This is a genomic window from Flavobacterium sp. NKUCC04_CG, from assembly GCF_019345525.1.
Lineage (GTDB): Bacteria > Bacteroidota > Bacteroidia > Flavobacteriales > Flavobacteriaceae > Flavobacterium.
Genome location: NZ_JAHKRA010000001.1, coordinates 304,252 through 327,009 on the forward strand (window position 1 = coordinate 304,252; position 22,758 = coordinate 327,009).

At 37.6% G+C, this 22,758-nt stretch carries 20 protein-coding genes; 4 read left to right on the forward strand and 16 right to left on the reverse strand.

The annotated features are described in order from the left end of the window. Positions 1-27: 27 nt before the first annotated feature. The 13 genes from ftsZ to mraZ form a co-directional block, all read right to left on the reverse strand. On the reverse strand, positions 28-2,052 hold the full coding sequence (ftsZ, locus tag KO524_RS01235; RefSeq protein WP_219288384.1) for a cell division protein FtsZ: 2,025 nt from the start codon (positions 2,050-2,052) through the stop codon (positions 28-30). Between the two features lie 11 nt (positions 2,053-2,063). Continuing rightward, positions 2,064-3,494, reverse strand: a complete 1,431-nt coding sequence (gene ftsA, locus KO524_RS01240; protein WP_219288386.1) for a cell division protein FtsA — start codon at positions 3,492-3,494, stop codon at positions 2,064-2,066. Positions 3,495-3,497: 3 nt separating this feature from the next. Then, entirely contained in the window at positions 3,498-4,235 is a 738-nt protein-coding gene (locus KO524_RS01245; protein WP_219288388.1) for a cell division protein FtsQ/DivIB, read from the reverse strand. A 20-nt stretch (positions 4,236-4,255) separates the two neighbouring features. Next, a complete protein-coding gene (gene murC / locus KO524_RS01250; RefSeq protein WP_219288390.1) occupies positions 4,256-5,617 on the reverse strand; it encodes a UDP-N-acetylmuramate--L-alanine ligase in 1,362 nt (453 codons plus the stop codon). 4 nt (positions 5,618-5,621) lie between these two features. Next, positions 5,622-6,713, reverse strand: coding sequence for an undecaprenyldiphospho-muramoylpentapeptide beta-N-acetylglucosaminyltransferase (gene murG / locus KO524_RS01255; protein ID WP_219288392.1), 1,092 nt, complete (start codon positions 6,711-6,713; stop codon positions 5,622-5,624). A gap of 278 nt (positions 6,714-6,991) precedes the next feature. Continuing rightward, positions 6,992-8,284, reverse strand: a complete 1,293-nt coding sequence (locus tag KO524_RS01260) for an FtsW/RodA/SpoVE family cell cycle protein (protein ID WP_219288626.1) — start codon at positions 8,282-8,284, stop codon at positions 6,992-6,994. Between the two features lie 15 nt (positions 8,285-8,299). Further along, a complete protein-coding gene (gene murD, locus KO524_RS01265; protein WP_219288394.1) occupies positions 8,300-9,634 on the reverse strand; it encodes a UDP-N-acetylmuramoyl-L-alanine--D-glutamate ligase in 1,335 nt (444 codons plus the stop codon). 1 nt (position 9,635) lies between these two features. After that, positions 9,636-10,844 carry a phospho-N-acetylmuramoyl-pentapeptide-transferase gene (gene mraY, locus KO524_RS01270; protein ID WP_219288396.1) on the reverse strand — a complete coding sequence of 403 codons (1,209 nt, stop codon included), beginning with the start codon at positions 10,842-10,844 and terminating at the stop codon, positions 9,636-9,638. 6 nt (positions 10,845-10,850) lie between these two features. Continuing rightward, the gene (locus KO524_RS01275; RefSeq protein WP_219288397.1) at positions 10,851-12,311 is read right to left on the reverse strand and encodes a UDP-N-acetylmuramoyl-L-alanyl-D-glutamate--2,6-diaminopimelate ligase; all 1,461 of its coding nucleotides are present in this window, start codon (positions 12,309-12,311) and stop codon (positions 10,851-10,853) included. Then, on the reverse strand, positions 12,308-14,308 hold the full coding sequence (locus tag KO524_RS01280; RefSeq protein WP_219288399.1) for a penicillin-binding protein: 2,001 nt from the start codon (positions 14,306-14,308) through the stop codon (positions 12,308-12,310). Before KO524_RS01280 ends, KO524_RS01275 begins: the two co-directional genes overlap by 4 nt. Continuing rightward, on the reverse strand, positions 14,299-14,643 hold the full coding sequence (locus KO524_RS01285) for an FtsL-like putative cell division protein (protein ID WP_219288401.1): 345 nt from the start codon (positions 14,641-14,643) through the stop codon (positions 14,299-14,301). Before KO524_RS01285 ends, KO524_RS01280 begins: the two co-directional genes overlap by 10 nt. Before the next feature lie 11 nt (positions 14,644-14,654). Next, positions 14,655-15,563, reverse strand: a complete 909-nt coding sequence (gene rsmH, locus KO524_RS01290; protein ID WP_219288403.1) for a 16S rRNA (cytosine(1402)-N(4))-methyltransferase RsmH — start codon at positions 15,561-15,563, stop codon at positions 14,655-14,657. Then, positions 15,556-16,014 (reverse strand): division/cell wall cluster transcriptional repressor MraZ, encoded by a 459-nt coding sequence (mraZ, locus tag KO524_RS01295; RefSeq protein WP_219288405.1) that lies wholly within the window; start codon positions 16,012-16,014, stop codon positions 15,556-15,558. The genes rsmH and mraZ overlap by 8 nt, the downstream gene beginning before the upstream one ends. Before the next feature lie 369 nt (positions 16,015-16,383). On the opposite strand from mraZ, the gene KO524_RS01300 reads away from it, so the two are divergent. Continuing rightward, positions 16,384-17,148, forward strand: coding sequence for an alpha/beta fold hydrolase (locus KO524_RS01300; protein ID WP_219288407.1), 765 nt, complete (start codon positions 16,384-16,386; stop codon positions 17,146-17,148). A gap of 7 nt (positions 17,149-17,155) precedes the next feature. Continuing rightward, positions 17,156-17,770 carry a ribosome biogenesis GTP-binding protein YihA/YsxC gene (yihA, locus tag KO524_RS01305; RefSeq protein ID WP_219288409.1) on the forward strand — a complete coding sequence of 205 codons (615 nt, stop codon included), beginning with the start codon at positions 17,156-17,158 and terminating at the stop codon, positions 17,768-17,770. Positions 17,771-17,889: 119 nt separating this feature from the next. Here the strand turns inward: yihA and gldC are convergent, their stop codons facing one another. Both gldC and gldB read right to left on the reverse strand, forming a co-directional pair. After that, positions 17,890-18,225: a gliding motility protein GldC gene (gene gldC / locus KO524_RS01310; protein ID WP_219288411.1), complete on the reverse strand. Its 336-nt coding sequence runs from the start codon at positions 18,223-18,225 to the stop codon at positions 17,890-17,892. Position 18,226: 1 nt separating this feature from the next. Then, the gene (gldB, locus tag KO524_RS01315) at positions 18,227-19,210 is read right to left on the reverse strand and encodes a gliding motility lipoprotein GldB (protein WP_255555086.1); all 984 of its coding nucleotides are present in this window, start codon (positions 19,208-19,210) and stop codon (positions 18,227-18,229) included. A 74-nt stretch (positions 19,211-19,284) separates the two neighbouring features. On the opposite strand from gldB, the gene nadE reads away from it, so the two are divergent. Next, positions 19,285-20,094: an NAD(+) synthase gene (nadE, locus tag KO524_RS01320; protein WP_219288413.1), complete on the forward strand. Its 810-nt coding sequence runs from the start codon at positions 19,285-19,287 to the stop codon at positions 20,092-20,094. A 69-nt stretch (positions 20,095-20,163) separates the two neighbouring features. Then, on the forward strand, positions 20,164-20,754 hold the full coding sequence (locus KO524_RS01325; protein WP_219288415.1) for a response regulator transcription factor: 591 nt from the start codon (positions 20,164-20,166) through the stop codon (positions 20,752-20,754). Here KO524_RS01325 and dnaG read toward each other — a convergent pair. Then, a complete protein-coding gene (dnaG, locus tag KO524_RS01330; RefSeq protein WP_219288417.1) occupies positions 20,751-22,724 on the reverse strand; it encodes a DNA primase in 1,974 nt (657 codons plus the stop codon). The genes KO524_RS01325 and dnaG overlap by 4 nt on opposite strands. Positions 22,725-22,758 lie beyond the last annotated feature (34 nt).

Consider the following 22,758-nt stretch of genomic DNA (forward strand, 5'->3'; position numbering starts at 1 on the left):
GGTTATTAGTATAATTTATTTTTTTAACTAATCGACATTATCATGTAAAAAAGAATTATTTGAACGCAACTGAGTGTCGTTATTACTATCCGTTCCCAAAGACATTCTCGATTGTGAACCGTCTCTAGTAGGTGCGCTTAAATCAACCCCCATACGCTTGTATGCCGGCTCTTTTTCCAAATCGTTTAACTGCGTATTGGCGTTATTGAATTTGTAATTAAAATCCTTCATCTTTTTCTTACGTTCTTCCGTACGATTTCTCAACATTTCCTCAATAGACATTTCTACTGGAGAAATTTCCTCGTAATCGTTGGTGTCCATAGGAATCAATTCTTCTGCCGTACGGATACTAAAAGAAAAGGTTTCTTCTATTTCTTGTACTGCAGGCTTTTTACTTTTGGAATTCAACAACTCATTCTCGATTTCCATATAGTCTTCCAAGGAGTAGCGAACTACTTCTTCCGGAGCTTTGGTAATGATTTGCGAACGTTGTTCCGATGAAAGTGAAGAAATAATATGCTTCGCTTCATTAACCTTAATTTGATTTACCTCTTCCGAAAAATGAAACAAAACCGGCTCTTCTTCAACAACTTCTTGTTTTGGAATATCGAAATCAAATTCAAATTTGTCGCGAATTACGGGCTCCGCTTTCTTAAAGATAACGAACTCCGGTTCTACTACATGTAAATCTCTTAAATCGCGAACACCTCTATTACTTTTATCTTCCTGTGTATTTGCCTCTGGAGCAGTTGCAGGAGTAACTATTTCGAAAAAAACATCTAAATCAGCTGGTGCGTTTTCAGATACATTAACTTCCGCTATTGTTTTTTTTTCAACATCAAAACCTCCCTGATCATCTGAATCATTCGGGTTGTGATGATCATCTAAACCAAAAACTACTTTTTCCTCAGAAATTTCAGCCGTCACTTGATTGGTCAAAGGTTCTTCTGGAGTTGAAAAATTAAAAGATGGTAAGTTTTTTTGAGATAAATCTCTTACTACTTTTTGCTCTTCCTCTAAAGCATGAACAATTACGCGCTCTTCAGCAGAATTAACTATAACTTTCTGTTGTTCTACATTAAAACCCGTTGCAATAATTGTCACTGCTACCGATTCTCCTAAAGACTCATCTTCACCAACCCCCATAATGATGTTTGCATTATGACCGGCTTCGGTTTGAATATGATCATTGATCTCTCCAATTTCGTCTATAGTAATTTCATTCGTTCCAGAAACAATCAATAACAAGACGTTTTTAGCGCCTGTGATTTTATTGTCGTTTAACAACGGAGAATCTAACGCTTCAACAATAGCATCTTTTGCACGAGTCTCCCCAGATGCAATAGCCGATCCCATTATTGCTGTACCACTGTCAGACAAGACGGTTTTGGCATCTTTTAAATCGATGTTTTGCGTATAGTGATGGGTAATTACTTCAGCTATACCTCTAGAGGCTGTTGCCAAAACTTCATCTGCTTTAGAGAACCCTGCTTTAAAACCTAAGTTTCCGTAAACTTCTCTTAGTTTATTATTATTGATAACAATCAGTGAATCCACATTTTTACGCAAACGCTCCACTCCTTTTAAAGCCTGTTCTTGACGAACTTTTCCTTCAAATTGAAACGGAATTGTTACGATACCTACCGTAAGAATGTTTCTCTCTTTAGACAATTGTGCGATTACCGGCGCTGCTCCTGTACCAGTTCCTCCACCCATACCTGCAGTAATGAAAACCATCTTGGTGTTAACATCCAACATTTTTTCAATTTCCTCGATACTTTCTAAAGCGGATTGCTGACCCACTTCTGGATTGGCACCTGCCCCTAAACCTTCTGTCAGATTAATTCCCAACTGAATTTTATTGGGTACGGTACTGTTTTGTAACGCCTGTGAATCGGTATTACAGACAACGAAATCAACTCCTTTAATCCCTTGCTTAAACATGTGATTAATAGCATTGCTTCCGCCTCCACCTACTCCAATTACTTTAATTACGTTTGATTGATTTTTAGGTAAATCAAACTTTATACTTTCAAAATCTGTATTCTCCATACGTAGCGTTTTTATTCTGACTTATCAATAAATTCCTTAATCTTGTTATAGAAATGAAACAAAAATCCATTTTTAAATTTGTCTGCAGTAGACACTGTTTCTACTTCTTTTTTAGGCTTCACTATCTCTTCAACAGTTACAGGCTCGGTCGATGATAGGGACTCAAAATGATTATCTTGATGGTCTACTACCCTTTCTACACGTTCTGTTTCCCTAAACTGCATCGGATTGTGTTGCTTTTTGGTGTCGTTAAATTCTTGCATAGAAATCGCACCTTGAGTTTGATTTTTTTCGCTTTCCATAACTAAACCTACAGCAGTTGCAAATAGAGGGCTTGAGATTTCTTTTTCAGAGTCTCCTGCCAAATGCTCGTTTGGATACCCTATTCGAGTATCTATACCCGTAATATATTCTACTAACTGTTTGATGTGTTTCAATTCTGAACCACCTCCTGTTAAAACGATTCCTGCAATTAATTTTTTTCTAGGATTTTCATATCCATAGGTTTTAATTTCTGCAAATACCAATTGTACAATTTCTTCTACACGGGCATGAATGATTTTCGACAGGTTTTTTAACGATATTTCTTTAGGCTCTTTTCCTCTTAATCCAGGAATAGACACAATTTCATTATCTTTATTCTCACCAGGCCAAGCCGATCCAAACTTCGTTTTTAACAACTCTGCTTGCTTTTCAATAATCGAACAACCCTCTTTTATATCTTCTGTTATAACATTTCCTCCAAAGGGAACCACAGCCGTATGTCTGATAATTCCATCTTTAAAAATAGCCAAGTCTGTAGTACCTCCACCGATATCGATTAAGGCCACACCTGCCTCTTTTTCTTCTTGACTTAAAACAGCCTCTGCAGAAGCTAAAGGCTCTAAAGTAATACCCGACAATTCCAGTCCGGCATCTTTAATACATCGACCCGCATTTTTTATCAATGCCGCTTGCCCTACCACTACGTGAAAGGTAGCTTCTAAACGAGCACCATACATTCCTATAGGCTCTTTTATACCTGCTTCACCGTCAATTTTAAATTCTTGCGGCAATACATGAATAATTTCCTCCCCAGGTAGCATGCTTAACTTTTGAACTTGACTGATCAACATTTCAATATCCTTATCACCGATGACTTCATCGGGATTGGAACGACTGATATAGTCGCTGTGCTGTATGCTACGAATATGTTGCCCAGCTATACCAACAACCACATTCTTTATCTTATAACCCGAAGAAGCTTCTGCTTCTGCCACGGCATTTTGAATGGATTGAATGGTCTGCGTAATATTATTAACCACACCTCTCTTTACCCCTAAACTTTTCGCTTTTCCAAGTCCTAGGATTTCGAGTTTACCATACTCGTTTTTCTTTCCTATCATGGCAACGATTTTCGTCGTTCCAATATCTAATCCTACCGCTATATTATCTTTTTTCATATTCTAAAATTTGGTACACACTACTTGTTGGGTAAATCTGAGATTTATTGTTTTATAACTATCGATTAGGGTATCGTTTTGTGCATAGTGCAAAAAGGCCTTGTAATTGGCAAATTTGCGCTCTACTTCATCACAACGTCCAAACAAAATATCAAAATTGTGGTTTCTATTCTTCATGATCAACGTCTGATCGGGCTGAATAACAATCCCAGTTATACTTGTTTTTAAAAAATCATCCCCGCTTATGGCTGTTAAAACTCGAGTTATATTTTTCCTGTTTGCATCATTTACGACCCCCTCAATCACCGGTACTCGCGCCGAAAAACTTTCAGACATCGGCATATCATCCCCCTTAGTATCAAGGTAATGAGTACCCCTATCTGAGCTCACTCGGGCTATGGCTACTTTCTGGAGCACATCTGCCATTAAAACCCCATCAACTGTTGTGTAAACTTGAGCCTCAGCAATCATATCATGCTTCAACAGTTCAAGCTCCAACCTATTCAAATCTAATATAGATTTATGAATATTAGAAGTTCTTGGAAAATATTGTATCAACAAGTTATTAACCACTTCTGAAGTCACAAAAAAGCCCTTATTATCAAGGAATCTAACCTCAATTCGCCCCAATTCTCTGGCTTCATTGCGCTTATTCGAAAACGAAAACAGGAAAATCATCGCAAAAAAGACCAGCCAAATGCGGATATCATTCCATTTTATTTTCTTAAAAAACTTTATCAAAACCTCTTTTTTTTAACTATTTATTTAATCTTTAATTTTTCTTCAATCGCAGTTTTAATTTTAGCTACTTCTTCACCTATATCTCCTGCTCCAATCGTTACTATAATCTCAGCATCTGACTCTAAAATGAATGAAATCAAATCCTCCTTAGCTACCAAATACTTGTTTTTTGCTGTAATTTTATCTAACAATACCGCCGAAGTTATTCCGTCCATAGGCAACTCACGAGCTGGGTAAATATCCAATAAAGCTACCTGCTCAAATTGAGATAAACTAGCGGCAAAACCATCCATAAAGTCGCGAGTTCTACTGTATAAATGCGGTTGAAAGACAGCCAAAACCTTACGCCCTACATACAATTCTGAAACCGCCTGAAAAACAGCATTAATCTCAGTTGGGTGATGCGCATAGTCGTCGATATACACCTTTTCAGGTGTTCTAACTTTATATGAAAATCGTCTCCTAACTCCTTCAAAACTCGCTAAAGCCGCTGTAATTTTATCCGAAGCCACTCCATAAGTATAGGCCATAGCAAAGGCCAATAACGCATTGGAAATATTATGGTGTCCTGGCAAAGCAAAACGAACATCACTTATAAGCTCGGTAGGCGTTTTAATATCAAACACATACCAGCCGTTGTCAATTCTAATATTTCTAGCTTCAAAATCTGCTTCACCTAAAACGGCTACCGTTTTCCCTTCTAGATTCACCTGAGGGGTTCTAAAAAAGTTGTTTTTGTCGGTAATTTTATCGGCAAAATCACGAAACGAAATCAACATTTCTTCTTGGGTACCAAAAATATCCAAATGATCAGCATCTGTAGAAGTAATACAAGCCATATCCGGATACAATTTTAAAAACGAACGATCAAATTCATCCGCTTCTACAACCGTTACCGTTTTACCATCACCAATTAAATTGGTTTGATAGTTCTCGACTATACCTCCCAAAAAGGCTGTAACGTCTAAGCCGCTTTGATATAAGATATGCCCTAATATACTCGATGTAGTCGTTTTACCATGCGTTCCCGCAACGGCAAAACAATACGTATCTTTGGTTATAATGCCCAGTACTTCCGCTCGCTTTTGAATGGTGAATTTATTTTCAATAAAATAGTTCCATTCCAAATGTGCTTTTGGCACTGCAGGAGTAACTACAACTAAGGTAGTTTCTGCATCGCAAAACGCTTTGTCGATTTGAGCTATATCATCGTTGAAATGAATAGCTATTCCCGCCTCAATCAGTTCATCAGTAAGCTGTGTAGGCGTTTTATCATAGCCTGCAACCTGCTTACCTATATTTTTAAAATATCGAGCAAGAGCACTCATTCCGATTCCTCCGATTCCTATAAAATATACGCTCTTAATCTTATTGATATCCATTTTACTACTTTATGTATTTTACAATTTGGTCAACAATTTCTTTTGTCGCGTTGGGCAAAGCTCCTTTTTTAATGTTTTCTGAAAGCAATGCTTGATGCGCTGCATCGTGCAACAAGTCGTAAAATTGCCTATCAAAAGCTTCGTCTAAGTCGCGCTCTGCTATCATTATTGCACCGTTTTTAGAAACAATACTTTGAGCATTTTTTGTCTGATGATCCTCGGCAACATTCGGAGAAGGAATAAACAAAACCGGTTTTCCGACTATGCTTAATTCCGAAACAGAAGATGCCCCTGCTCTGGAAATAATAATATCCGCCGCAGCAAATACCAAATCCATACGATCTATAAAATCCAATACCCGAACATCTTTAGACTCAAAACGCTGGTACTCGTCTTTGTAGAATTTACCACACTGCCAAATCACTTGTAAATGTTCGTGTTTTAATTTAGGCAACTGCTCTTCAATCAATTGATTGATTCGTCTAGCACCCAAACTCCCCCCCAACACCAATACGGTTTTTTTTGCGGGATTTAACTTAAAATAAACCAAAGCCTCTTCGCGCTTGGATGTTATTTCCAATAAATCTTGTCGTACAGGATTTCCCGTTTTAACCAGTTTATTCACATCGAAAAAACGCTCCAAACCATCATAAGCCACACATATCTTTACCGCCTTGTGAGCTAACATTTTATTGGTAATTCCCGGATAAGAATTTTGCTCTTGAATCAAGGTCGGAATCCCCATAGAAGCAGCAACTTTTACTACGGCTCCACTAGCAAAACCGCCAGTTCCAATCACCATATCAGGTTTAAAAGCTTTGATGATTTTTCTGGATTTCAGTAAGCTCGACAAAAACTTAATCGGAAACATCAAATTGTCTGCCGTGAGCCGACGCTGTATTCCGGAAATCCAAAGACCCTCAATCGGATAACCCGCTGCAGGAACTTTTTGCATCTCCATCTTATCACGTGCTCCAACAAACAAGATTTCCGCATTCGAGAATCGAGATTTTAATTCGTTAGCAATAGCAATAGCGGGATAGATGTGTCCACCTGTCCCACCACCGCTAATAATAAATCTAGGATTCTCTTTCATTTGTCTTTAATATTTTTACACTTCGGTCAAATGCAATCGCCTTTATATAAGTTCCGCTTACGACCAATCAATTAGCATTTATGGCGATGCCATTTGTCTTTAATATTTTTACACTTCGGTCAAATGCAATCGCCTTTATATAAGTTCCGCTTACGACCAATCAATTAGCATTTATGGCGATGCCATTTGTATTTAATATTTTTACACTTCGGTCAAATGCAATCGCCGTTTGATAAATACTGTTCCTTACTAACTATAGTACTTACGACAATATCACTTTATTTATTTCGAACAGCATCCATTGGATTACCATCCGATTCATTAACCGCATCCAATTCGGCTAAAGCCAATTGTTGCTCTTTCATATGTTTTAATAAAAGCTCTTGTAATGCTTTTTCTTTTTCTTCTTTTTCTAATTCTTCCAATTTGATTTCCTCTTCCTTCTTAGTAACACTGAGAATGATTCCCAAAGAAATACAAGTCATCCAAATCGAGGTTCCACCACTACTTACTAAGGGTAAAGTCTGACCTGTGGTTGGCAATAATTCTACCGCAACACCCATATTAATCAGCGCTTGGAATATGATATAAAATCCCAATCCAACCACCAACAACTTTCCAAACATGGTTGGGGCTTTATGCGAAGCTCGTAAGAAGCGAAAAAACAGACAGAGGTAGGCAAATAAAATAGCAAATCCGCCAATCATACCATATTCCTCTACGATAATCGCATATATAAAATCCGAAGACGATTGTGGTAAAAAGTTTTTCTGAACACTTTTACCCGGGCCTAAACCACTTAATCCTCCTGTTGCAATAGCAATTTTGGCGTTTTCGATCTGATAGACATCTACATTCTCATGATCTGCCGCCGTAAATCTATCGATACGACTCAACCAGGTATCAACCCTATTGGGCATCACCGAAGGAAAAGCTTTGGCTACCAAGAAAAACATCATCAATGCCGCCAAGCCCGTAGCGCAGATTACAGCCAAATATTTAATTGGATACCTTCCAACATATACCAGCATACAAACCATTACAAAAATAAGCGCCGCTGTAGATAAATTGGAAGGCAAAATTAGACCAACCACTATAAATACAGGTGCCCACAACCACATTAATGACGATTTAAACGTGATTACTTTATTTTCAAAATTAGCCAAATACTGAGCCACATAAACCATAAGTACTACCGACGCCACCGACGAGGTTTGGATACTTACGTTTACAAAGGGAATATTGACCCATCTATTCGCATTGGCACCTCCAATAGTTTTACCTTGAAAAGCAGTAAGCATCAATAAGATAATCACAAAAATCATCGCAAAAAAAGAAATAGCCCTAAAGCGATGGTAAGGCATTCTATGTACAAAATATAAGGCGCACATTCCGATAGACAAATGGACTAAGTGCTTAAACAAATAACCCGCTGTCGTCGTTCCAGCTCCAACCGTATAGACAAGATTGGTACTCGCACTAAAAACAGGCATAAACGAAAACATAGCCAATAGAAAAACTAATGCCCAAATGATTTTATCGCCTTTTAAATGTGAGAGAATTTCCTTCATCATACTTTATTATAATTACAAATTTTGTACGGCTTGTTTGAATTGATTTCCACGATCTTCATAACTGCTAAACAAATCAAAGCTCGCACAAGCAGGAGATAATAAAACCGTATCACCATCTTCCGAAAGTTTGGCTGCAATTTTCACCGCTTCGTCCATACTTGTAGTTTCTACAAAAACATCTACTACATTTTTATATGCCGCTTTTATTTTCTCGTTGTCTACTCCCAGACAAACGATACTTTTTACTTTTTCGCGAACTAACGACATCAACTCGTCGTAATCATTTCCTTTGTCAACACCACCTACTATCCAAACCGTTGGTGTTTTCATGCTTTCCAAAGCATAAAAAGTGGCATTGATATTAGTTGCTTTAGAATCGTTGACATACTGTACATTTTTAATCTTTAGCACTTTTTCTAAACGATGTTCTACCGCTTGAAAATCAGATAAACTCTCTCTAATCGTTTGTTTTCTAATTCGCATCAATTGCGCTACTGTAGTTGCTGCCATAGCATTCTTTACGTTGTGTTTACCCTCTAAAGAAATATCGTTAATTGCCATAATGATCTGTTCGTTGTTGCTATTCGCTATTATATTTTCATCGCTTACATAAGCGCCTGTTATCTGTTCATTTATCAAAGAAAATGGTATTTTCTTTGCTTTTATATTATGGTTCGCCAACCACTTTGCAATCTCCACATCATCCGCATCATAAATCAGATAATCATCTACTGTCTGATTCATCGTTATTCGAAATTTAGCGTCGATATACTCTTGATAGTCGTAATGGTAACGATCTAAATGATCGGGACTCAAATTGGTAATAACTGCAATATGCGGTCTGTATTCCTCAATTCCATCCAATTGAAAACTACTCAACTCCAAAACGTATGTTTTATTCGGGTCCTCAGCCACTTGTTTGGCGAAACTGTCCCCGATGTTTCCAGCAACAACCGCATTTAAACCCCCTCTTTTTAAAAGATGTGCGGTTAACATGGTCGTTGTTGTTTTACCATTACTACCCGTAATGGCAATAGTAGGTTGTTTACAAAACGGATACGCAAATTCTATTTCAGATATTATTTTAATTCCGCTGTCTTTTATTTTTACAATAATTGGGGCTTTGTCAGGAATACCAGGGCTTTTTACTACCACATCAGCCGACAAAATAATGTCTGCAGTATGTTGCTGTTCTTCCCAAGAGATCTGATGTTGCTCGAGTACAACTTTATATTTGTCTGCAATTTTTCCAAAATCGGATACAAACACATCAAAACCTTGTTGAATCGCCAATATGGCGGTTCCAACACCACTTTCTCCTCCTCCTAAAATGACTAGCCTTTTCATCTTATCTCAGTTTTAGTGATACCAAACAAAATATGCCTAATAAAATGGCTATAATCCAGAAACGCGTCACAATTTTACTTTCGTGATAGCCCTTTTTTTGAAAATGATGATGCAAAGGAGCCATTAAAAAGATTCGTCTGCCCTCGCCAAATTTTCGTTTGGTGTATTTAAAATAGCCCACTTGCACTACTACAGATAGATTCTCCGCTAAAAAAACACCGCATAAAACGGGAATTAATAGTTCTTTCCTAACTGCTATAGCCAATACGGCTATAATTCCACCTATGGTTAAACTTCCCGTATCTCCCATAAATACTTGTGCGGGAAAAGTATTGTACCACAGAAACCCGACGAGTGCGCCGACAAATGCGGCTATAAACACCGTCATTTCTCCGGAGTTGGGGATATACATAATATTGAGGTAGTTCGAAAAAATAACGTTACCTGAAATAAATGCAAAGATTCCCAAAACCAGCACGGATATGGCCGAGGTTCCTGCCGCCAACCCGTCTATACCATCAGTTAAATTTGCTCCGTTGGAAACGGCCGTAACTATAAAAATTACAATAGGAATAAATATCAGCCAAGCTAATTTTTCATATCCATCTCCCATCCACGCCAAAACTTTACCGTAATCAAATTCATTATTTTTTAAAAAAGGAATAGTGGTAGCTGTCGATTTTACGTCGTATTTGCTCACTTCGGCATGCACAGCTACATTGGTAGGAGTTTCACGAACCGTTACACTCGGATGAAAATACAATACCGAACCCACCAACAAACCCAAACCAATTTGACCGATAACCTTAAAACGTCCCTTTAAACCTTCTTTGTCTTTTTTAAATACTTTGATATAATCATCTAAAAAACCAATTGCTCCCATCCACAGGGTGGTTACAATGAGCAATAAGACATAAATATTATCCAATCTCGCGAACAACAATACTGGAATCAATGTTGAAATAATAATAATTACCCCGCCCATAGTCGGTGTACCTGATTTCTCTTTTTGCCCTTCTAATCCCAATTCTCTGACTGTTTCACCTATTTGCTGTTTATGCAAAAAATTGATGATTCGCTTTCCATAGATAATCGAAATCAACAACGAGAAGATGATCGCCATTCCAGAACGAAAGGTGATGTATTGAAAAACTCCTGTTCCCGGAATCTTGAAAAAATGGTCTAAATATTGAAACAGATAATACAGCATACTTTATTATTTACTTAATTGTTCTAGATATTCCTTAACGATCAAAAGGTCGTTGAAGTCTGTACGTACTCCTTCGATTTCTTGATAGGTTTCGTGCCCTTTACCTGCAATCAAAATGATATCGCCATTTTGAGCCAATTGACAGGCGGTTTTAATCGCTTGTCTTCGGTCTTCAATAATCATGACTTTCTTTTGATTTTGTGGTTCTACTCCTTGTTCCATTTCTCTAAGAATCTCATTAGGGTCTTCGAATCGTGGATTGTCAGAAGTCAAAATCACTTTATTACTCTCCTCAGTGGCTATTTGTGCCATCACAGGTCTTTTTGTTTTATCTCTATTTCCGCCACAACCAACTACCGAAATCAAGGTTTCGTTATAAGTCCGTATCGAGTTAATGGTTTTGATAACATTGTCCAAAGCATCCGGAGTATGAGCATAGTCCACTATAGCTGTAATTTGATTTACAACGATATATTGAAAACGCCCTGCCACACTTTGAAGCTTGCTTATTTCTACCAAAACCGCTTCTTCCGACACGCCCAATTCAATTGCTGCTGCATAAACCGCCAATAGGTTATAAGCATTAAAATCACCTATTAATTGAACCCAAATTTCTTTGCCGTTGATTCGCATCAACATACCCGAAAATTGGCTTTCCAAAATCGCAGCTCTATAATCTGCCATCGATTTTAACGCATAGGTCTTAACCTTAGCAGTAGTGTTTTGAACCATGATTGGTCCATTTTTATCGTCTTGATTGGTTATTGCAAAAGCCGTTTTGGGCAATTGATCAAAAAATATCTTTTTTGCATCTCGATATTCTGCAAAGGTTTTGTGGTAATCTAAATGATCATGTGAAAGGTTCGTAAAAATACCTCCTTCAAATCGCAAAGCACTCGTTCTCTTTTGAACGATACCGTGTGAACTCACCTCCATAAAACAATATTCACAACCCGCCTCAACCATTTTATGCAACCAACGATTAATCGCAATGGAATCTGGAGTAGTATGACTGGCTTCAAAATCAGCCTTGCCTACGGTTACTTTAACCGTCGACAACAAACCTACTTGATATCCCAGATTGGTAAACAAATGATACAACAAAGAAGCAACAGTGGTTTTACCATTGGTCCCCGTTACACCAACTAATTTTAACTTTGTTGACGGATTATCATAAAAATTATCTGCCATTTGAGCCACAGCCAAATGCGTATCAAGTACCTGCACATAGGTAATGCCCGAAATGACTTCTGCGGGAATTACCTCGCATAAAACAGCACAAGCTCCTCCAGCAATCGCCTTCTGAATAAAATCATGCCCATCTACTTGCGTTCCTTTTATCGCAATAAAAACCGAGGTAGCTGTTACATCTCTCGAATCGAAAGTCAGGTGATCAATATCCATAAAGGTGTTACCCAAAACGGATTCGATGCCTACTTTGTACAATATGTCTTTTAACTGTTTCACGATAATTCTAATACAATTGTTTGATTTTTCTCTATGGGCTGCCCTTCAACTATAGACTGTTTTTTTACTTTTCCAACTCCTCTTGAAACCACTTTTAATCCCATATTTTCCAATAGTGGAATCGCATCCATCACATACATCCCTTTAACATTAGGCATCACAGCCGTGTCTTTTTGTGCTTCACTATAGTAACTGTTGTAATCCTGAACTTGATTCTTGATTACCTCATCTATGTTTTTTATCTCTTTGGTAAAAGGCACATCTGTAAATATCTTTTGAGCAATCCTCTTAAATACCGGTCCAGCCACATCGGCTCCGTAGTAACTCTTTGCTCTATTGGGCTTATGAATAACTACTATACACGAATATTTTGGATTAACCGCAGGAAAATAGCCCGCAAAAGACGACGCATAATACATGTCTTTTCCTTTTCCACCACCATAATTTACTTGAGCCGTACCCGTTTTACCGGCCATTGAAAAGTTGGGAGAATACAATTTTCTACCTGTTCCCTTTTTAACCACATTGGCCAAAACGGCTTGAACTTGCGCAATCACTTCCGGAGAAGCAATCTGCGGATTGATAACCTGTTTCTCAAAAACCTCTATGGGTTTATTAAATTCTCTCACTTCTGATACAAAAATGGGTTTTACCATTTCTCCATTATTGGCCACAGCATTATATAAGGTAAGTGTCTGTAATGGCGTCACTGACAAACCATATCCGAAAGCCATCCAAGGCAAAGCAATCCCACTCCATCCTTTAGTACCAGGCTTTGGTATATAAGGCACTCCCTCTCCTTTTAAAGCAATACCCAAAGGTCTATCCATCCCTATTTTATGCAAATAGTTAGTAAACTGACGTGGATTGTCTTTATAAGCCTCATTGACTGCCTGAGTAATTACCGTATTAGACGAAAGCTCTATACCACGAGCTAAGGAAATCTTCCCGTAACCGCCCCTTTTGGAATCATTAACTCTTCTTCTATAAAAACTCACAACGCCTTCATGAGTATCAAATACCGTGGCTGTATCTGCTTTTTTATCTTGCAGCAATGCCAATAAACTCGCTAATTTAAAAGTTGACCCGGGTTCGTGTTTTTCAACTACGGCATAATTGACCGTTTCGTAATAATTCCCAGTATCTGAACGCCCTAAATTTGAAATTGCCTTAATAGCTCCCGTTGCGGTTTCCATCACAATAACACAACCGTGGTCTGCTTCGTAATACTCCAATTGCTTTAATAAAGCATGATGGGCAATATCTTGTATATAAACATCAATGGTCGATACAACATCTTTACCATCTTTTGGTTCTACTTCATTTTCGTCGTTAATCGGTTTATAATGACTACGCGACATTCTTTGCATCATTCGATGTCCGTCTGTACCGTTAAGGTATTGTGAGAAGGCACCTTCTATTCCAACACGTGTAATGGTTTTATCGTCGTTAATCCGTTCATAGCCAATAGTTCGCTGTGCAATTTTTCCGATAGGATGTTCACGTATCGTCTTTTGTTCCGTAATCATCCCTCCTTTATTGGACCCCAGACGAAATAACGGAAATGATTTTATACGTATATATTGGGTATAACTCAATCCACGAGTGATAAAAACATATCTGTTTTTATTTGCTCGTCCCGTTCTCAACAACACTTCAAAATAACTGGACGGCTTACCCATCATTACGGATAAGGAATCCGATAAGGGTTTTACAAATTTTTCAAAATCCTCTTGTTTGGATGCCATAGCATCAAAACGAATCGTGTAATTCGGAATTGAAGTCGCTAATAAACTACCGTCTGCAGAATAAATATTCCCGCGATTGGCAGGAATATCTTCTTTTTTAACGGTATTATCTTTCGCTTTTTGACGTAATTCATCCCCCTCCACATACTGAATATTGACGAGTCGATATACTATCCCAATCACCATTAGCACCATGACTAAGGAGACGAGGTATATATTCATATAGATATTTTTATTATCTACTGCCATAGCTTAAATATTCCTTTTTTTTCTTCTTGAACTACTTTAATCTTTTGCGGCGGAACCTCAGAAGGGAAAATTCCCTTTTCTTCCATTTTTCCAGAAACCGTAGATTCCATTTTCAATTCCATCAATTCTGATCTCGTATCCACAAATTCTGATCGCAACTCCTTCACCTCATGGTTCAATTCTGCTATGCGAAAGTTTTTACTTTCATAATAGTGAATATTTGCAATCATGACCAAAGACAACACTATGAGATAAATAATAAAAAGCCAGTTTTTCATCGAACTTTCGTCGATTAAGTACTTTGCTCTTATTATATTATATACACTTAATTTCATGTGCTACCTCCTTATTTCTTTTCTGCTATTCTTAGTTTTGCAGAACGTGCCCGATTATTTATTCGTATTTCTTCTGCGGAGGGAACTATTAATTTCCCCAATTGCTTTAATGGAACTTCAAATCGTCCATAAAAATCTTTTTCCGGCTCTCCTTCAAACATACCGTTTTTCATAAAACGCTTAACCAGTCGGTCCTCTAAAGAGTGGTAAGAAATAATGCTTAACCTTCCTCCAGGTTTTAATAATTCCTCACTTTCTTCCAACATCTCCTTGAGTACATCAATTTCTTGATTAACCTCTATACGGATAGCTTGGTATATTTGCGCCAATATTTTATGGCTTTTGTGATTCGGTAAAAAACGAGCCAAAATCTCTTTGAGCAGTTCTGAATTTTTAATTTCATTTTCCTTTCTTGCTTCAACTATCACACTCGCCATCGCACCAGCATTGTTGAGCTCACCATAATCTGCCAGAACTCTTTTGATTTCTGCTTCTGTATATTCGTTAACGACATTAAAAGCTGTAATTCCACCCGACTGATTCATTCTCATATCCAATTCTGCCTCAAAACGCGTTGAAAAGCCGCGCTCAGCCACATCAAATTGATGGGAAGAAACACCCAAGTCACCCAAAATTCCATCCACTTCTTTAATACCATAAAAACGCAGGTATCTTTTTATAAAGCGAAAATTCTGATTGATCAACGTAAATCGACTATCGTCGATTGCATTTTCCAAAGCATCGGTATCTTGATCAAAAGCAAATAGTTTTCCATTTTCTCCCAATCGACTTAGAATTTCCTTAGAATGACCTCCGCCACCAAAAGTTACATCTACATAAACACCGTCAGGCTTGATTGCCAAACCATCTACACTCTCTTTTAATAAAACCGGATTGTGATACTCGTTCTCGTTACTCATCTAAATTCATATTTCCCATTACTTCTTCTGCCAAGGCACCAAAATCAAAATCATCATTGTTTAATGCCGCTTCGTATAAGTTCTTATCCCATATTTCGATAATATTCACTTTGGAAGACAAAACCAGGTCTTTCGATATTTTTGCGAACTCCACCAAGTCTTTCGACACTAATAACCGTCCAGCATCGTCAATTTCAACCATTTTTACACCCGCCATAAACTTGCGGATAAAATCATTATTCTTCTTTACAAAGCGGTTGAGACCATTGATTTTTGCCATCATCAAATTCCACTCACCCATAGGCCAAAGCTCCAAACAAGGTTCAAAAACTGAGCGCTTTAGCACAAAACCATCGGCTATAGCCGGTAGCTGCTTCTTCAGAGAAGCAGGAACCGACACCCGTCCTTTGGCGTCTATTTTACACTCGTATGTCCCAATTATTGAAGTCAAAAGTTGATTTGATTTGATTTAATAGCAAATGTAGGTATTTTTTTACCACCTTTTACCACTTTCCCCCACTTTGTTGATAAGTTTTTCCACTTTAACGCTTTTCCCTCCCAAACACAGCTAACCAACTCATTAACAACAGTAAGAGCTTCATTTAGAAATCATAAAAAAACGCTAATAGGGTTCCATTTTTGGATAATAAAAATCTAAAAAAACGCAAAAAATAAGTTTTTGCTTTATCACTAAAACGGGTAAAAACGGGTTATTTTACGACTTAAGCTTGTTTCTTTTTTTCATTTTCATCAATTATCAAAAATTGTAAATTATAAAGTTATATATTTGTATGGATTTAAAAATCGCATAAACTTATACATGGAGCGAACTTTAAAAGAAGAAAGTAAATACCGTTATTATGAGGTAGGAGAAGGTATTCCTATAATTATACTTCACGGTTTGATGGGTGGATTGAGTAACTTCGACGGAGTGAGCAATTTTTTCCCTAGCGCAGGTTATAAAGTAGTCATTCCAGAACTGCCCTTATATACAAATAACATTTTAAAAACCAACGTAAAGGCCTTTGCAAAATTTGTAAAGGACTTCATTACGTTTAAAGGTTATACCGAAGTCATCTTAATGGGTAATTCATTAGGAGGGCATATTGCATTGTATCATGCCAAGATGTATCCGGAAAAAGTTAAGGCATTGGTTTTAACAGGAAGCTCGGGCTTGTATGAAAGTGCTATGGGCGATAGTTATCCCAAACGCGGTGATTACGAATATATCAAAAAGAAAGCTCAGGACGTATTTTATGACCCGGCTATTGCAACTAAAGAATTGGTTGATGATGTATTTGCAACGGTAAATGATCGTATTAAATTGATCAAGACCCTAACCATTGCCAAAAGTGCTATCCGTCATAATATGTCAAAAGACTTGCCGAAGATCAATATTCCGACTTGTTTAATCTGGGGTAGAAACGACCAAGTTACTCCACCAGAAGTGGCTATAGAATTTCACGAATTACTACCGGATTCTGATTTATTTTGGATTGAAAAGTGTGGCCATGCCGCTATGATGGAATGCCCGAACGAATTCAACGAAATATTCTTAAACTGGTTAAAAACCCGCAACATATAAACGGAGCATGAAAATAAATACAGCAGAATTTATCATAAGCAATTCAGATGTTACCAAATGTCCGAAAGAGATGTTACCGGAATATGCTTTTATCGGTCGCTCAAACGTTGGTAAATCATCGTTGATTAACATGCTTACCAATCAGAAGCATTTAGCAAAAACGTCGAGTAAGCCAGGTAAAACACAATTAATCAACCACTTTAAAATCAACTCCAATTGGTTTTTGGTCGATCTACCGGGTTACGGCTACGCTAAGGTTTCCAAAAAAGCCAAATCGACCTTCCAACGTTTTATTACAGACTATTTTGAAAGGAGAGAACAGCTTATCGCTGCTTTTGTTTTAATTGACATTCGTCACGATGCACAGGCTATCGATTTAGATTTTATCAATTATCTCGGAGAAAGCGAAATTCCATTTGCCATCATCTTTACAAAAGCAGATAAGATTGGAAAAACAAAAGTACAACAACACATCGCTGCTTACACAAAATCCATTTTAGCAAACAATTGGGCGGAAATGCCTCAATACTTTATAACCTCCGCAACAGATGGCTTAGGCAAAGAAGATGTATTACAATATATTGACGAAATCAATCACGAACTGTTTAAAAACGGTAATTAATAAAAAAGAGACTCTTGCGAGTCTCTTTTTTATTATAATTAAATCGTAATCGGCAGCATTACAATGCTTAAAAACCACCATCTCCACTCGTATTGACAATTTGAAAATCTTGCGTGGTTTTATTTGGTTAATTCGAGTTTTTCTGCAAAGTAGTCGCAAAAATCTCTCATGGTTGCGGCCATCTTATCCTCATCAGTTGCTCTTTCAAAAGTATCCGCCATCGCTACTAAGGTTTGATGAAAGAACTGCTTCATCTCATCCACTGGCATATCTTTGGTCCAAAGATCGATCCTTAAGGTTTCTTGCGTATTGCTATCCCATACAGACAGCAACATCGCTTTAGCAACAGCCTGATTAATTCCTCCATCCTTAGCGGACCAATTCAATTTTTCAGGAACTTTATTCTCATCTAATTCTACCTGAATATTAATTTCAGAAGTATGTTTTGCGCTCATTTTACTTTTTTGGTTTATATCGAGATTCGTCAAAAATTTCTTTTGTGTCTTTTTGCAAAAGCGTTTGCAAAGTTACGTCATTATTCTTCATATAAGCACGCACAATCTGCCAACCTAACCAAGACCCTGTTCTTCCCGGAGACTCCGAATCAATATCTAAATAATATTTCGAGAAAGGGCTCGGATGTATAAAGCGGGTTTGCAATTTATAGTCTGTACTAAACATCAGTTTTTCATTGACGAAATAACTCCACATTTGCGACTCATTCAATTCACACCACTTCATCTGCTCCTCGGTATACATCATAATAACAGCAGGAGAAACATCGGGTAACAACATTTCCTTGGCATATAAAATTTTCCCCTGATTAATCATGTGCCACAACAAGGTCTTACTATTTAAAGGAGGTATTTTAGTCGTAATAAATGCGTTAGCCACGTCAGGCAATATTTGATTGGGTTCAAATTCCACTCGCAAATATTCCGGAAATCCTTGATAGAAACGGTGGTCTTTCCCCAAATAGGTGTCTAACGAAATCAAAACCAATGAATCTGCATAGATTGCCTTAGATTCGATATCAACCTCAGAAATCAAGGTAATCACCCGCTTAGGATCTTCTTCGGGATAATAATATTTTATTCGTTGAAATAAACTGGTTAACCCAACACTCAACTGGTCTAAGTTTTTAAATTTCTTTTGCACCTCATCATGCAATTCTACAAACAAGGTGTCTTTTTTCTTTTCCATCCAAAACTTATCGTCGAATTGAGCGGGAAAAAAGAAAGGAAAACGCTTTTTTAAGGCTGGGAAATCGGCTTCAGTTGTATCGTAAAATAATTGGTCAAATCGCTCAATCTTAAAATCGGTTGAGATACCAGATACCGCAGCATCAGAAGCTTTTTTATCTGAACAAGAAAAGAGAAAAAAGCCCAATAAGCCGGCTAATAAATAATTAATTTTAGTAAATTTGGAAAAACACATCATGTTGTTGGTGAAGTTATTTTTTAGTATTTAGTTACAAATATAATATAGAATCTTAACTATTGATCTATTCCCTTATGAAAACTCCAATTTTTAACGCCGAGGCGGTTGCTCAACACATTACTTTATGGTTAAAAAACTATGCGGAATCGGCAGGGGTAAAGGGATTTGTAATTGGGATCTCGGGAGGTATTGATTCCGCCGTTACCTCGACGCTTTGCGCCTTAACGGGTTTACCAACACTTTGCATAGAAATGCCTATACATCAGGCGGAAAGTCAAGTGGCAAGAGGCCGTGAACATTTGGCGTTTTTACAAGCCAAATTCTCAAATGTACGCACCAACAAGGCCGATTTAACCGAAACCTTTGATGTTTTGCAAAAGGCACTTCCTCAAGAAGATCAAGACTCCGATACTTTACGACTTACATTGGCAAACACCCGCGCGCGATTGCGAATGACAACCCTTTATTATTTTGCTGGTATGGAACGTGCGTTGGTAGCAGGCACCGGAAATAAAATTGAAGATTTTGGCGTGGGATTCTTCACCAAATACGGCGATGGTGGTGTCGATTTAAGCCCTATTGCAGATTTACTAAAATCGGAAGTTCGCGCCTTAGGTCTTTATTTAAAAGTCCCCTCGAGCATCATAGATGCCAAACCGACCGACGGACTGTTTGGCGACGACCGCAGTGATGAAGATCAATTAGGCGCCAATTATGACGAACTAGAAAAAGCAATGTTTGCTCAAGAACAAGGTGTAACAGCCGCTGATTTAAGCGGACGTGAACGCGAAGTATTTGAAATTTATACCCGACTCAATCGAATCAATCAACATAAAATCAACCCCATACCCGTCTGTATAATACCTCAAAACCTGAAAAAATAAGTTAATAAAACCGTTTACCATTTGCATAATTTTTAGTATTTTTGATAAATTACTTTCAATAATTCAGTTATGGCAACAATAATTATAGCTGATAGTCAGCCTGTATGCATTCTAGGATTAAGAACGCATTTTGAAAAGAGTAGTCACTTTACCCTTACTGATGAAGTCACTAGTTTCTCCAAGTTAAAATCGGCTCTAACCGTACTGGCCTATGACATCATATTGTTAGATATCAACATTAATGGCTTTTCCAACTTAAAAGATATTCAAGCCATACGTGAATTAGCTCCCGCCTCCAAAATAGTCGTTTTCACCACGAAACAGTCTGCTTATTTCGAAACGGTATTATTAAAATTCGGTGTGGATTTATTTGTGGAAAAAGACGAGAGTTTAGAGTATCTCGAATCGCATATGGAACAACTCCTCCATCAGAATTCTCATACCAATTATCCCTACGAATCTAAAGTAAAAATTCTATCCATACGAGAATTGGAAGTATTAAAACTCCTAGCGAGAGGAATGAAAAACAAAGATATAGGCACCAAACTTCATCTCAATGAAAAAACCATCAGTACCTACAAACTTCGGCTGCTTTCTAAACTAGAAGTGCACAACACTTTAGATTTAGTCCAGAAAGCCCTTCTTATTGGTATTATCTAACGGTATCTAGAAGTCACTTGTCCCAGTTTTTCCGAAAAACTATGGGTTAATTTGGAATAGTCCATCACCATCAATAAGGTTTCTGAATAATCTACCGTTCCACCTCCAATCAACGATTCCTTTAGTTCATTGATAATACTATTTACCAAAAATAAACGTAGCGTAAGTATGTTTTCCGAAACATATTGTTCCACACTTTGATCTTTGAGTTTAACAAAAATATTCTGTTCTTCCCAACGGTGCAAGACATCGCGTTCTTCCTCCATGATAATACCCGTTACCTCTTGAGCCAATTCGGGCTCTAAGCGCATGATATACCCCTCCAAATTCCATTCTGGGTTGCTGTGATAAAACTCCATGATATCGCTATAAATCTTTTGAAACAAAGGATTCGTCAATTCCACCTCATCTTCTTGCAAACTTAAATACACCCGTTCATAAACCTTGTATTTTTCCTTGTGATTAACTTCAACTATCTCATCATCATCATTGGTTTGTAGCAGCACATCGGTAAACTCCTCTTCATGTTGTCCATATAACAAGAGGATTTCTATAATTTTGCGCTCTAGAAAATGAAGTATATCTACTTTCTCAGGAACAACTTCTGTATCGCGAACGACTTCGAGTTCCTTTTTTTCTTCAACAAATTTCTTATTGGCTTCTGCCAATTCCTTTTTTCCAATTTGCGCCAAAGTACTGAATAGTACTTCTTCAGAAATATCCATAATTCTGGAACATTCCTGTATATAAACCTCCTGTTTAATCACATCGGGTATTTTTGATATACTATGCACCATATCCCTAATCAACTCGGCCTTTTTGATCGGGTCATCTTTGGCTTCATTCATTAACATAGATGCCTTAAATCGGATAAAATCCTTGGCATTATCCTCAAAATACCGCTGTAATTCTTCTAAGGAATTTTTACGAGCAAAACTATCAGGGTCTTCTCCTGCTGGAAAGGAACACACCCGAACATTCATTCCGGCTTCAAGAATTAAATCTATCCCTCGAAGTGAAGCGCGTAGACCGGCTGCATCACCATCAAACAGCACCGTAATGTTTTTTGTTAATCGATTAATCAGGCGAATTTGATCCGTACTCAAAGCAGTTCCCGAAGAAGAAACCACGTTCTGAATACCCGATTGATACATTTGAATTACATCGGTATACCCCTCTACCAAAAAACAGTTATCTTGCTTGGCTATTTCCTGCTTGGCATGAAAAATTCCATACAATACTTTACTCTTATGGTAAATATCGCTTTCCGGCGAATTGAGGTATTTAGCCGCCTTTTTATCATTGGTTAAGATTCTTCCTCCAAAACCCAAAACACGACCAGACATACTCTGGATAGGAAACATAACCCTGCCTTTAAAACGGTCAAATTTCTTGTCGTCTTTAACTATGGTCAATCCGGTTTTATCCAAGTATTCCAATTGATATCCCTTTCCTAATGCATCGCTGGTAAAAGCATCCCAAGCATCTGGAGAATATCCTAAATTGAACCGTTCAATAGTATCTGTGGTAAATCCCCTTTCCTTAAAATAACTAAGACCTATGGCTTTTCCTTCCTCAGAGTCCGTAAGTGTTTGATGGAAATATTTTTTGGCATATTCAGAAACCAAAAACATACTCTCCTTTTCGTTGAGTTGTTCTTTCTCATCATCGGTTTGCTGGGTTTCCTCAATTTCAATATTGTATTTTCTTGCCAAATAACGTATGGCTTCGGGATAACTAAAATGTTCGTGCTCCATTAAAAAAGCAACAGCATTACCTCCTTTACCCGAACTGAAATCCTTCCAGATTTGCTTGACAGGAGAAACCATAAATGACGGCGTTTTCTCACTGACAAAAGGACTTAAACCCTTATAATTTGTACCTGACTTTTTTAAACTTACAAAATCGCCAATCACTTCCTCTACTCGAGCAACATCAAAAACGGTATCAATCGTGCTTTTTGAAATCATCTTACTTTTTTATTTCCTGTTGACAAAGATACGA